Raw genomic sequence first — 12,081 nt, forward strand, 5'->3', positions numbered from 1 at the left:
CTTACGCGGTGCGAACGGGCAGGTTAAACTGCCCGTTTTGCTTTTGACGTCTGCCGCCTGATGCCCGATACCGGTTTTCTCGCCCTGTTCCTCGTCGGCCTGCTCGGCGGCACGCACTGCGTCGGCATGTGCGGCGGCATCGTCGGGGCGATGTCCATGGGCGGCAAGGCCGGCTGGGGCATGCACCTCGCCTACAACGGCGGCCGCATCCTGTCCTATACCGCGGCCGGCGCCATCGCCGGCGCGCTCGGCGCGGCCAGCATGGGGCTGGAGGGGCAGGTGCCGGCCCGCATGGCGCTCTATTTCATCGCCAACCTGATGCTGGTCGCCCTCGGGCTCTACCTGCTCGGCATCACCGGCGCGCTGGCCTTCACCGAGCGTGCCGGTCAGGCGCTGTGGCGCCGCCTGCAGCCGCTGACCCGGCGTTTCCTGCCGGTGCGCAGCATCGGCCAGGCCTTCCCCTTGGGGCTGCTCTGGGGCTGGCTGCCCTGCGGCCTGGTCTATAGCGCGCTGGCGACGGCGCTGGCTGCCGGTTCAGCCGGTCGCGGCGCGGCCGCGATGCTGGCTTTCGGGCTGGGCACCCTGCCCAATCTGCTGCTCGCCGGTCTGCTGCTGGCAAGGCTGAACGCATTCGTCCGGCGCCCGGCTGTGCGTACCATCTCCGGGCTGTTGGTGCTAGGCTTCGGGATATACGGATTCTTCGGCCTGATGCGCTTGTCGGGCTGGATTTGAGATAGGTCTTGCCATGAAAATCTTGTTGCCGGCGGATGGTTCGCCCTGTTCGTTGCGTGCCGTCGACCAATTGATCGCGCACATCGCCTGCCTGCGCGAGGTGCCGGAAATTCACCTGCTGCACGTCCATCTGCCCATCCCCATCGGGCGCGTCCAGGCGTACATCGGCAAGGACACGCTGCACGCCTACTACCTGGAAGAGGGGCAGGAGCAGTTGCTGGCGGCGCAGCAGAAGCTCGACGCGGCCGGCCGTTTTCACACCACGCACATCCACGTCGGCCAGCCGCCCGAGGTCATCTGCAAGATGGCCGGCGAACTCGGCTGCGACCTGATCGTGATGGGCACCCACGGGCGCAATCCGCTGGCCGGGCTGGTCATGGGGTCGGTGGCGACGCGCGTGCTGCACCACGCGCCTTGCCCCGTGCTGCTGGTCAAATGAGCGATACGGCGTCGGGACGGGTCGTCGAGTTTTCCATCGGCGGCATGACTTGCGCCGCCTGCTCGGCCCGGCTGGAGAAGGTGCTGAATCGCCAGTCCGGCATGCAGGCCACGGTCAATCTGGCCGCCGAGCGGGCGCGGGTGCGGCTTTCGGGCGCGGCCGACGAGGCGGCGGTGGTCGCCGCGGTGGCCAAGGCCGGCTTCATGGCGCAGGTCGTCGATGCGCAGACCCGCGGGCGGGAAAAGGCCGAAAAGCTGCGTACCTATCGGCGGGAAATCCGACGCTTCTGGATTGCCGTGCTGCTGACCCTGCCGCTGGTCGGGCAGATGCTTTTCATGTTCGGCGAACATGGCCACGACAACGAATTGCCCCGCTGGCTGCAGCTGGCGCTGGCGACCCCGGTGCAGTTCTGGATCGGCTGGCGCTTCTACGAGGGCGCCTACAAGGCGCTGCGCGGCGGCGGCGCGAACATGGATGTGCTGGTCGCGCTGGGCACCAGCATGGCCTGGGGCTTTTCGGCCGTGGTGACGGTTTTCGCCTTGCCGCAGCACGTCTATTTCGAGGGCGGGGCGGCGGTCATCACCCTGGTCCTGCTCGGCAAGCTGCTCGAAGCGCGGGCCAAGGCGCGGACCTCCGAGGCCATCGAGTCCCTGATCCTGCTGCAGCCGAAGAGCGCGCGGGTCGAGCGCGACGGGCAGTGGGTCGACATGCCCGTCGATGCCCTGATGCCGGGCGACATTTTCCTGGTCCGGCCCGGCGAGAGCGTTCCGGTCGATGGCGAGGTGGTCGACGGGGAGTCCAGCGTCGACGAAGCCATGCTCACCGGCGAGAGCATGCCGGTCGGCAAGCGTGCCGGCGACCCGGTCTTCGCGGCCACCGCGAACGGGCAGGGCGCCTTGCGCTGCCGGGCGACCGGGGTTGGGGAGCATACCCTGCTCGCCGGCATCATCCGGCTGGTCGGCGAGGCGCAGGGTTCCAAGGCGCCGGTCCAGCGGCTGGCCGACCGGATTTCGGCCATTTTCGTGCCCGTCGTCTGCGCCATTGCGCTGGCCACCTTTGTCGGCTGGTGGCTGTATTCCGGCGAGTTCGCCGAAGGGCTGGTCAATGCGGTCGCCGTCCTGGTCATCGCCTGTCCCTGCGCCCTGGGCCTGGCGACGCCGACGGCGATCATGGTCGGCACCGGGCAGGGGGCACGGGCCGGCATCCTGGTCAAGAACGTCGAGGCGCTGGAGCGGGCCGAAAAAATGAAGGTGCTGGCCGTGGACAAGACGGGAACGCTGACCTGCGGCTTGCCTCAGGTGACGGACAGCGAGTCGCGCGGCCTGCCGGCCGCCGAGGCGCTGCGCCTGGCCGCGGCGCTGGAACAGAACTCCGAGCACCCCCTGGCGCGCGCCATCGTTGCTGCCGCAGCCGGCGAAGCCCTTGCACCGGTGACCGGCTTCAGGGCCTGCGCCGGCATGGGGGTGGAGGCTGTCGTGGCGGGGCGCTCGTTGCGCCTGGGGTCTCCGGAATGGCTGGGGCTTGGGGACGACGGCGTCGTCCGCGGCTGGCAGCAGCAGGGAAAGACGGTCGTCGTGCTGGCCGAAGGTGCCGAAACGCTGGCCGTCTTCGCGGTGGCCGACGCCTTGCGCCCGACCTCGCGGGCGGCGGTCGAGCGCTTGCGGCGACGGGGTGTCCGCGTCGTCATGCTCACCGGCGACAACCCGAGAACGGCGGCGGCCATTGCGGCGCAGGCCGGCATCGACGAGTTCAGGGCCGGCATCCTGCCCGGCGACAAGGCAAGCGCCGTGGCCGAGCTGAAGGCCGGGGGCAATCTGGTCGGCATGGTCGGCGACGGCATCAACGATGCGCCGGCGCTGGCCGCCGCCGATGTCAGCTTCGCCATGGGGGCCGGTTCGGATGCGGCCATCGAGGCGGCGGACCTGACCTTGATCCGTAGCGACCTGCTCGGGGTGGACGACGCGATTTCCCTGTCGGCTACTACTTTAGGCAAGATCCGGCAAAATCTTTTCTTCGCTTTCATTTACAATGTGCTCGGAATTCCGCTTGCTGCCTTGGGTTTGCTCAATCCGGTCGTCGCAGGCGCCGCCATGGCGATGAGTTCGGTTTCGGTGGTTTCGAATTCCTTGCTGCTCAAGCGTTGGCGGCCGCGGAACCCAATGGAGCGGTCGGGGGAGCTCGATGGTCGGCACTGACGATCACGTGCTTTACAGCAAAGCGGGTGTCGATAGTGGCAGGGAATTGGCAGATAGCACCGTGACGATGAGCGAGCAGGAAACAATGTTCCGAGATGCGATGGAGGCGGCCCAGGTGGGCATCTTCATCCTTCAGGATCAGTGTTTCAAGTTCGTCAATCCCTTTCTGGCCGGCTTGCTGGGCTATTCCGTCGAGGAACTGGTTGGCGCGATGGGGCCGCTTGACGTGGTCGCGCCCGAATACCAGGGGCTGGTTTACGAGCAGATGTCCTTGCGCGCGTCGGGCGTCGCCGGGCATGCCTATGAGCTGACCATCGTCCGCAAGGATGGCTCGACATTCCCCGCCACGGTCCAAGGCTCGCCCGCGGTGATTGGCGGTCGCCAGGCTTCGGTCGGAACGATCGTCGACATTTCGACGCAAAAGTCCGCCGAACAGCGTATCCGCGAACTGGCCGATTACGATGTCCTGACTGGCCTGCCCAATCGCCGGCTGCTGCGCGAGCGCTTCACCCAGCTGCAGGCCGCGGCGGAGCGCGACAAGGCCGAGCTGGCGCTGATCTTCCTCGATCTCGATCATTTCAAGCGGGTGAACGATTCGCTGGGGCACAGCGTCGGCGACGAGCTGCTGTGCGAGGTGGCGCGCCGCCTGGGCAGCGTGGTTCGCCGTGTCGATACCCTGGCCCGCCTGGGCGGCGACGAGTTCATCTTTGCCATGCCCGGCTTCCATACCGCGGCGGCGGCCGATGTCGCGCGACGGCTGATCGATGTCTTCGCCCGTCCTTTCGAAGTGGCCGGGCATGAGCTGACCGTCACGCCGTCGCTGGGTATCAGCATCTACCCGCACGATGGCGAGGACCTGGAAACCCTGCTGCGCAACGCCGATACGGCGATGTACCGGGCCAAGGAAATCGGGCGCAACGCGTTCCAGTTCTACGCCAGCGAGATGAACTCTTCGTCGCTGGATCGCCTGCTGATGGAGAGCAATCTGCGTCGCGCGCTGGCCCAGCGGGAGTTCGTCCTGCATTACCAGCCGCTGGTCAATCTCGAGAGCGGCCTGATCATCGGCGTCGAGGCGCTGATTCGCTGGCTGCATCCCGAACTGGGGGCCATCCTGCCGGATCGCTTCATCCACGTTGCCGAGGAGTCCGGCCTGATCAACCCGATCGGCGACTGGGTGCTCTGCGAAGCCTGCCGTCAGGCCCAGGCCTGGCGCGACGAGGGGCTGCCGCCGATCAGCATGGCGGTCAACGTGGCGCCCGTGCAGTTCCGGCAATCCGGCTTCATCGAGGTGGTTGCCGGCGCCCTGGCCACCTCCGGGCTGGAGGCGGGCCGGCTGGAACTCGAATTGACCGAGCGCACCGTCATGCACGATGCCGATGCCACCATGGGAACCCTGTCGGCGCTGCATCGCATGGGGGTCGAACTGTCGCTCGACGACTTCGGTACCGGCTATTCGTCGCTGGCCTATCTGAAGCGCTTTCCGGTCGGCAAGCTGAAGATCGACCGCTCCTTCGTCAATGACCTGGAAACCGATCCGGACGACTGGGCTATCGCCTCGACCATCGTCAGCATGGGGCGCAGCCTGCGCATGACGGTGCTGGCGGAAGGCGTCGAAAAACCCGAGCAACTGGCGTTATTGCGTAAAATGGGATGCGACATGGCGCAGGGTTACCATTTCAGCCGTCCGGTTTCGGCCGAGGGAATGGCCGACATGCTGCGTCGCCAACCTTTCATCCGCGAGTAATCTGAACATGGAAAATACGGTCATCAGGATCGGTGGCATGAGTTGCCAGGGCTGCGTCCGGAATATCGACGGCGTGCTGGCCGCGCTGCCCGGCGTGGTTTCGGCCGATGTTTCGCTGGAGTCGGCCGAGGCCAGGGTGGCCTTCGATCCGCAGCTCGTTTCGCGGGCCGCGCTGGTGGATGCCATCGAAGATGCCGGCTTCGACGCCGAATAAGCGCTTTAACCAACAATAACCTGCTTTACCCGAGAGAACAGCCGTGCCGGATGAAACCGTCAGATTGACCCAGCTTTCCCATGGTGGAGGTTGCGGTTGCAAGATCGCCCCCGCCGTTTTGCAGAAGATCCTTGGCGAAATGACGCCCGGCATCGTGCCGCCCCAGCTGCTGGTCGGCACCGAAACCAGCGACGACGCGGCGGTCTATCAGATCAATGCGCAGCAGGCCATCGTCGCGACGACCGACTTCTTCATGCCCATCGTCGACGACCCGCGCGATTTCGGGCGCATTGCCGCGACCAACGCCATCTCCGACGTCTACGCCATGGGCGGTACGCCGCTGTTCGCGCTGGCCCTGGTCGGCATGCCGGTCAACGTGCTGCCCCTGGAAACCATCGGCAAGATCCTGCAGGGTGGCGAAGATGTCTGCCGGGCGGCCGGCATCCCCATCGCCGGCGGGCACACCATCGACTCCGTCGAGCCCATTTACGGGCTGGTCGCCATCGGCCTCGTCAATCCGGCGCATCTCAAGCGCAATTCGGGGGCGCGGGCCGGGGACAAGCTGATCCTGGGCAAGCAGCTCGGGGTCGGCATCTACAGCGCGGCGCTCAAGAAGGACCAGCTGCGTGCCAGCGACTATGACACCATGGTCGCGACCACCACCCAGCTCAATACCCCGGGGCCGGTTCTCGCCTGCCTGGACGGGGTGCATGCGGTGACCGACGTCACCGGCTTCGGCCTCGCCGGCCACCTGCTCGAAGTGTGCAAGGGCAGCGGCCTGCGGGCCAGGGTCAATTATGCCGACCTGCCGCTCTTGCCGCGGGCGCGGGAATTCGTGCAGGCCGGCCTGATGACGGGCGCCTCGGGGCGCAACTGGGCGAGCTACGGCGACCGGGTGCGCCTGGCGGCCGATCTCGAGGCACCGGCGCAGACCTTGCTGACCGATCCCCAGACCTCGGGCGGCTTGCTGGTCTCCTGCGCGCCGGATACGGTGACGGAAGTGCTGTCGATCTTCCTGCAGCATGGTTTTTCGCATGTCTCGGTGATCGGCGGGATGGATGACGGCGAACCCGGTGTCGACATCGTCTGAGACGCCTTTCTTAGGCAAATAAACAACACTTCTTGCATGTCGGCCAGGGTAGACCCCTGGCCGTGTTGTTTCTGTGTTGCAAATGCGATATATTCGCATTATCGTTATTGATCGTATTCTGCTGTTTCGAGGGGGATTTTCTCGCGGCCGATACGTAAACGACCCCAACGTCCGGCAAGCCAGCCTTTATGCCAGCCAGCCAAAAAATTGACTGACTACAAAAAAGGTCTGCACGTGAAAACTCAACACCACCCGGGGCGCCAGGCTCCCTTCCTCCCTCGTCCATCCGGCGTCTCCGCATCGCTCGGTCGTCGCTTGCCGCTGGCCGCTGCCGTGGCCACCGCCATGCTTGCCATCGGCGGTCAGGCCTGGGCCGAGGATGACAAGACCCTGAAGCCGGTGACGGTTACCGCGACGCAGGAGCAGCAGGATGGCTATCGCGCCACCAAGACCCGGGTCGGCAAGGTGGTGCAGGACCCGCACGATGTGCCGCAGGCCATCACGACCGTGACCCGCGCCCTGATCGAGGAACAGGAAGCCAATTCGCTGCGCGAAGCGCTGCGCAACGTATCCGGGCTGAGTTTCAACGCCGCCGAGGGCGGGCGTTCCGGCGACAACATGAACCTGCGCGGCTTTTATACCTTCGGCGACATGTACCTCGACGGTATCCGCGATACGGCCCAGTACAACCGCGAACTGTTCAACCTCGAGCAGGTCGACGTGCTGCGCGGCGCCGCCGCCATGCTGTTCGGCCGCGGCCAGGCGGGCGGGGTGATCAACCAGGTCAGCAAGACGCCGATGCTCTACGGCATCAACAAGGTCGGCGTCGGCGTCGGTACCGACGGTTTCCGCGAGGTCAAGGCCGACCTCAACCAGCGCGTCGGCGATACCACCGCCTTCCGTCTCAATGTGATGAACCGCGACGAAGGCAGCGCGCGCACCAATCCGTATACCGGTACGGAGCCGGAGGTCCACCGCATGGGCTTCGCGCCGAGCATTTCCTTCGGTCTCGGCACCAATCACGAAGTCACGCTCAGCCACCTGTGGCTGAAGACCAACGACCGTGCCGACTACGGCGTTCCGTTCAGCGGTCGCCGTCCGGTCGAATCGATGGCCAAGGCCGGTAACTACTACGGGGTCAACGACAGTTTCGACGACAGCGAAACGAAAGTCTCGACCCTGAACTACCTCTACAAGATTTCGCCGGATACCCAGTGGCGCACCGTGTTGCGCGCCGCCAACTACAAGCGCTCCTACTGGGCGGTGGCCGGCCAGGGAACCCTGACCCAGTACAGCACCACCGGCCAGGCCAAGACCCGCCAGTTCGAGACCGACAACTACGTCCTGCAGAGCGACCTGAACACGGTCTTCAACCTGTTCGGCATGCGTAACGAACTGATTACCGGCGTCGAATACCTCAACGAGGACTCGATCCGCTGGGCGCTGCGCAACGTCGGCTCGACGGCACGCCCGCTGTATCTGCCCGGCCAGTTCACGACGGCGCGGCCGATTACGTACAAGGGTGAAACCTACAGCGCCTATGTGCAGGACACCGTCGAGTTCATCCAGAACTGGAAGCTGACCATGGGTGTCCGTCGCGACATCATGAAGTCCGACTACTTCACCACCACGGCCTTCAGCGGCAATTTCGGCGAGAACAGCTACCGCGCCGGCCTGTCCTGGCAGCCGACGGCGGCCCAGCACTACTATGTCGGCTGGAGCGATTCGTTCAGCCCGACGGCCGACCTCTATCAGCTGTCCGGCAACCAGTACCCGGCCGAACGCTCCAAGGTCGTCGAGCTGGGCAGCAAGTGGCTGCTGGCCGACGGCAACCTCTCCCTGCGCACCTCGCTCTATCGCGCCATCAAGGATTGGGAGCGCAATACCGACCTGGAGTCCACGGCGACCATCCTGACCCGCAAGCGTCAGTCGGACGGTGTCGAACTCGAGGTGGCGGGCCGGATCACCGACAACTGGGAAGTGTTCAGCGGCCTTTCCTACATGCACGCGGAAATTCGCGAGGTGGCGCCGGGCAACGGCAACCCGAACTTCATCGGCCAGTCGCCGCGGAATACCCCGAAGAAGACCTTCAACCTGTGGAGCACCTACCAGCTGCCCTACGGCTTCAAGGTGGGCGGCGGCATGGAATACAAGAGCCGTCGCTACGGCGGTGCGCCGACCGGAACGGCGGCCTTCAACCCGAACTGGGTGGAGTCCTACGTGCGCTGGGATGCGATGCTGTCCTACGACCAGCCGAAGTACACCGTCAAGTTCAATGTCCAGAACATCTTCGACAAGCTGTATTACGACTCGCTGTATGACAACGGCGGTTTTGTCGTCCCCGGCCAGGCCCGTCGTTTCATCCTGAGCACGGAATACAAGTTCTGAGCCAATTGAGTGCAGCCCCCGCCTTCGGGCGGGGGCTTTTTGTTTTTTGTGCCGGAGTTCGCGCGGCGGTGCAGTCCGCCCCTCCGGTTTTCCTTGCGATGGAGAACATCCCGATGAAGAAGAACCTGGTCCTGATCGTCCTGGCCATGGCTGCCGCGTTTGCCGCCGAGGCCCAGGAGAAAGTCCTCAACCTGTATTCGGCGCGGCACTACCAGACCGACGAACGGCTTTACGAGAATTTCACCAAGCAGACCGGTATCAAGATCAACCGGATCGACGGCAAGGAAGACGAGCTGATGGAGCGCATTCGTAACGAAGGCGCCAACAGCCCGGCCGACGTATTCATCACCGTCGATGCAGCGCGCCTGGCCAATGCCGAAGCGCTGGGCCTGTTCGCGCCGGTCAAATCGAAGCTGCTGGAAAGCCGCATCCCGGCCCATCTCCATACCGACTCCTGGTTTGCCTTCTCGACCCGGGCCCGCGTCATCATCTACAACCGCAGCGCGGTCAAGGCCGAGGACGTCGCCACCTACGAGTCGCTGGCCGATCCGAAGCTGAAGGGCAAGCTGTGCAGCCGCTCGGGCTCGCATCCCTACAACCTGTCGCTGGTCGCCTCGCTGATCGCGCATGACGGCGAAGCGAAGACCGAGGAGTGGGCCAGGGGCGTGGTCGCCAACTTCGCCCGGGCGCCGAAGGGCGGCGATACCGACCAGATCAAGTCGGTCGCCCTTGGCGAGTGCGGCGTGGCGGTGTCGAATACCTACTACCTGGCCCGCCTGATCCGTTCCGACAAGGTCGACGAGCGGCGCATGATGGAACGCGTCGGCATCGTCTGGCCCAACCAGGCCAATCGCGGCACGCACATCAACATTTCGGGCGCCGGCGTGGTCAAGACCTCGAAGAACGTCGACGCGGCCGTCAAGTTCCTCGAGTACCTGGCCAGCGACGAGGCCCAGCGCTACTTCGCCGACGGCAACAACGAATGGCCGGTGGTGGCCAGCGTCGTGACCGGCAATCCGGCGCTCGAGGCGATGGGCAAGTTCAAGGCCGATACCCTGCCGATCGGATCGCTGGCCAAAAACGTCGTGGCCGCCCAGAAGCTGCTCGATCGCGCCGGCTACCGCTAAGGAGAATGCAGATGTCGATGCCCATGGACAGACGCCAGTTCGTCAAGTTGCTCGGCGCCTGCGGCCTGCTCGCCCAGGCCGGCCTAGCCTCTTCGGCCGATGAAAACCCGCAGTCCGCGCTGATCGCCGCCGCCTGGCGCGGGCCGAATCCCGGCGATACCTATTACGCCGGCGTCCTGGCGGCCGACTGGGGGCGGAAAAAGCTGGAGATCCGTCACGCGGTGGCGCTGCCAACGCGCCCGCATGGTTTGTATCCGGAGGCGGATGGCAGCTTGCTGGTGGTCGGCGTGCGTCCCGGGGCGTGGCTGATGCGCATCGATGCGGCGGGTGCGGTCAGCCGGCAGGTCAATCTGGAAGACGAAGTCTCGTCGGCGCGCCTGAACGGCCATGTCATCCCCAATGCGAAGGGCGACCTGCTGTACACCACCGAAACCGACATGAAGACCGGGCGCGGCCGGATCGGCGTGCGCGACCGTGCCACCCTCGGCAAGCTCGCCGAGTGGGATAGCCATGGCCTGGAGCCGCATCAACTCCTGCTCGATGGCGACGGCAACCTGATGGTCGCCAATGGCGGCGTACCGCGCACGCCGGCGGACAAGAAATACGATCTGCACCGGATGGATTCGTCGCTGGTGCGCCTGGAAGATGGCAGCGGTAAACTCCTGCGCCACTGGAAGCTGGGCGATTCGCGCCTTAGCCTGCGCCACCTGGCGTGGAGCCATGCCCCGTCGGGCCGCGCCTACCTGGGCGTGGCCATGCAAGCCGAGCACGAGGATGCGGCGCAGCGTGCCAACGCCCCGATTCTGGCGGTGCTGGATGGCGACCAGCTCCTGACCCCGGCGCGTTCGGGCGATGGTGCCGGCTACGCCGGCGATATCGCCGCCGCCTACAACGGCGGGTTCGCGTTGTCGAGCAACCAGGCCGGTCTGGCACAGCTCTGGCATCCGGGGGCGCCGGAAAAGATGGTGCCCATTGTCGAACTGCAGGAAGCCTATGCATTGACCGAATGGAAAGGTCCGCAACCCGGCGGCGGCGTGCTCGTCGCCACGGGGCTGGGGCTGGTGCGCTGGCATCCGACGGCCAAGGCGACTTTCCTGCCCTGGCCGAAGCCGATGGCGCTGGATAACCACTGGGCGCTGATCAGCGAGGCCTGACCCGCTTGCGGGTTTTTTCGCCAATAAAAAAGGAGCCCAAGGCTCCTTTTTTATTGCTTGATCGTTGCTTGTTCAGGTTGCCTGGCGGGCAGCCTTTCCCGGCTTGGCCGATCCGCCATGCACTTCGCGCAGGCAATCGTGGGCGCAGGAGGCGCAGCGGCCGCAATCGCGGGTGACGCCGAGGTCGCGGCGCAGGTCTTTCAGCGTGCGGGCACCGCCCAGCGCGGCTTCGCGGATTTGCCGATCGGTGACAGCCTTGCAAACACAAACGTACATGAATGATCTCCGCCTGCTGCGTTAATGAGAACTGTTCCCAGTTTATTTGAATGAGAATGAATGTCAATAACTATTTGCGGGCGATGACTGGCTGATGCGTTTTTGGCAAATCGCTTGCCGACGCGGGCGGCGCTCATCGCCGGCTCGACCTTCGGGCTGGCGACGACGGGCCGTTTTGTCCGGGCAAAAAAAAGCCGCAACGCTCGTTGCGGCCCCGATGACGGCAGTGTCGACGTGAATCAGTCGCCACCCGGCTCCATGTGCGCCTGCAGGTAGTTCGGCAGGGTCACGTTCTCGATCAGGCTTTGCTGGGTTTCCAGCCAGTCGATGGCCTCCTCGCAGTGCTCGAGCAGTTCTTCGAGCAGGTCGCGGCTGACGTAGTCCTGCGCTTCCTCGCAAAGCGCGATGGCGTCGACCAGCAAGGGGCGCTGCGTTTCCTGCTCGTACTTGAGGTCGCCCTGCAGGCACTCGACGACGTTCTCGCCGATGAGCAGCTTGCCGAGGTTCTGCAGGTTGGGCAGGCCTTCGAGGAAGAGGATGCGTTCGATCAGTTCGTCGGCTTCCTTCATGACGCGGATCGACTGCTTGTACTGGTAGTCGTTGAGTTTTTCCAGGCCCCAGTTGCGGAACATGCGGGCATGCAGGAAATACTGGTTGATCGAGGTCAGTTCGTTCTTCAGGACCTTGTTGAGGACTTCGATGATCTTCTTGTCGCCTTTCAT

The 12,081-nt window shown here is 65.0% G+C and carries 11 protein-coding genes; 9 read left to right on the forward strand and 2 right to left on the reverse strand.

The window, feature by feature from the left end; translation table 11 throughout:
* The first annotated feature begins 60 nt into the window (after positions 1-60).
* The 9 genes from Q0P59_RS15655 to Q0P59_RS15695 all read left to right on the forward strand — a co-directional run bounded on the left by Q0P59_RS15655 (position 61) and on the right by Q0P59_RS15695 (position 11,083).
* Positions 61-732, forward strand: a complete 672-nt coding sequence (locus tag Q0P59_RS15655; RefSeq protein WP_295007952.1) for a sulfite exporter TauE/SafE family protein — start codon at positions 61-63, stop codon at positions 730-732.
* A gap of 13 nt (positions 733-745) precedes the next feature.
* Positions 746-1,171: a universal stress protein gene (locus tag Q0P59_RS15660; protein WP_295007954.1), complete on the forward strand. Its 426-nt coding sequence runs from the start codon at positions 746-748 to the stop codon at positions 1,169-1,171.
* Entirely contained in the window at positions 1,168-3,366 is a 2,199-nt protein-coding gene (locus tag Q0P59_RS15665) for a heavy metal translocating P-type ATPase (RefSeq protein ID WP_295007956.1), read from the forward strand. The genes Q0P59_RS15660 and Q0P59_RS15665 overlap by 4 nt, the downstream gene beginning before the upstream one ends.
* 85 nt (positions 3,367-3,451) lie before the next feature.
* Complete coding sequence (locus Q0P59_RS15670; protein ID WP_295007958.1) at positions 3,452-5,110, forward strand: EAL domain-containing protein; 1,659 nt, start codon at positions 3,452-3,454, stop codon at positions 5,108-5,110.
* 7 nt (positions 5,111-5,117) lie between these two features.
* Positions 5,118-5,324, forward strand: a complete 207-nt coding sequence (locus Q0P59_RS15675) for a heavy metal-associated domain-containing protein (RefSeq protein WP_295007960.1) — start codon at positions 5,118-5,120, stop codon at positions 5,322-5,324.
* A 43-nt stretch (positions 5,325-5,367) separates the two neighbouring features.
* Positions 5,368-6,414, forward strand: a complete 1,047-nt coding sequence (selD, locus tag Q0P59_RS15680; RefSeq protein ID WP_295007962.1) for a selenide, water dikinase SelD — start codon at positions 5,368-5,370, stop codon at positions 6,412-6,414.
* 234 nt (positions 6,415-6,648) lie between these two features.
* Positions 6,649-8,802, forward strand: coding sequence for a TonB-dependent siderophore receptor (locus Q0P59_RS15685; protein WP_295007964.1), 2,154 nt, complete (start codon positions 6,649-6,651; stop codon positions 8,800-8,802).
* A gap of 113 nt (positions 8,803-8,915) precedes the next feature.
* Complete coding sequence (locus tag Q0P59_RS15690; protein WP_295007966.1) at positions 8,916-9,929, forward strand: Fe(3+) ABC transporter substrate-binding protein; 1,014 nt, start codon at positions 8,916-8,918, stop codon at positions 9,927-9,929.
* A gap of 23 nt (positions 9,930-9,952) precedes the next feature.
* Positions 9,953-11,083, forward strand: coding sequence for a DUF1513 domain-containing protein (locus Q0P59_RS15695; protein WP_295007968.1), 1,131 nt, complete (start codon positions 9,953-9,955; stop codon positions 11,081-11,083).
* A 72-nt stretch (positions 11,084-11,155) separates the two neighbouring features.
* On the opposite strand, the gene Q0P59_RS15700 is transcribed toward Q0P59_RS15695, so the two are convergent.
* Both Q0P59_RS15700 and bfr read right to left on the reverse strand, forming a co-directional pair.
* A complete protein-coding gene (locus Q0P59_RS15700) occupies positions 11,156-11,359 on the reverse strand; it encodes a (2Fe-2S)-binding protein (protein WP_295007970.1) in 204 nt (67 codons plus the stop codon).
* 239 nt (positions 11,360-11,598) lie between these two features.
* A complete protein-coding gene (gene bfr / locus Q0P59_RS15705) occupies positions 11,599-12,081 on the reverse strand; it encodes a bacterioferritin (RefSeq protein ID WP_295008003.1) in 483 nt (160 codons plus the stop codon).

It is taken from the genome of uncultured Dechloromonas sp. (assembly GCF_945957265.1).
Classification (GTDB): Bacteria; Pseudomonadota; Gammaproteobacteria; order Burkholderiales; family Rhodocyclaceae; genus Azonexus.

Excerpts from the sequence above, each read along its gene's own strand:
- Q0P59_RS15665 (WP_295007956.1), top strand. The coding sequence starts at position 1,168 with ATGAGCGATACGGCGTCGGGACGGGTCGTCGAGTTTTCCATCGGCGGC.
- Q0P59_RS15700 (WP_295007970.1), bottom strand. The coding sequence starts at position 11,359 with ATGTACGTTTGTGTTTGCAAGGCTGTCACCGATCGGCAAATCCGCGAA.
- Q0P59_RS15655 (WP_295007952.1), top strand. The coding sequence starts at position 61 with ATGCCCGATACCGGTTTTCTCGCCCTGTTCCTCGTCGGCCTGCTCGGC.
- Q0P59_RS15690 (WP_295007966.1), top strand. The coding sequence starts at position 8,916 with ATGAAGAAGAACCTGGTCCTGATCGTCCTGGCCATGGCTGCCGCGTTT.
- Q0P59_RS15670 (WP_295007958.1), top strand. The coding sequence starts at position 3,452 with ATGTTCCGAGATGCGATGGAGGCGGCCCAGGTGGGCATCTTCATCCTT.
- bfr (WP_295008003.1), bottom strand. The coding sequence starts at position 12,081 with ATGAAAGGCGACAAGAAGATCATCGAAGTCCTCAACAAGGTCCTGAAG.
- Q0P59_RS15675 (WP_295007960.1), top strand. The coding sequence starts at position 5,118 with ATGGAAAATACGGTCATCAGGATCGGTGGCATGAGTTGCCAGGGCTGC.
- Q0P59_RS15660 (WP_295007954.1), top strand. The coding sequence starts at position 746 with ATGAAAATCTTGTTGCCGGCGGATGGTTCGCCCTGTTCGTTGCGTGCC.
- Q0P59_RS15695 (WP_295007968.1), top strand. The coding sequence starts at position 9,953 with ATGGACAGACGCCAGTTCGTCAAGTTGCTCGGCGCCTGCGGCCTGCTC.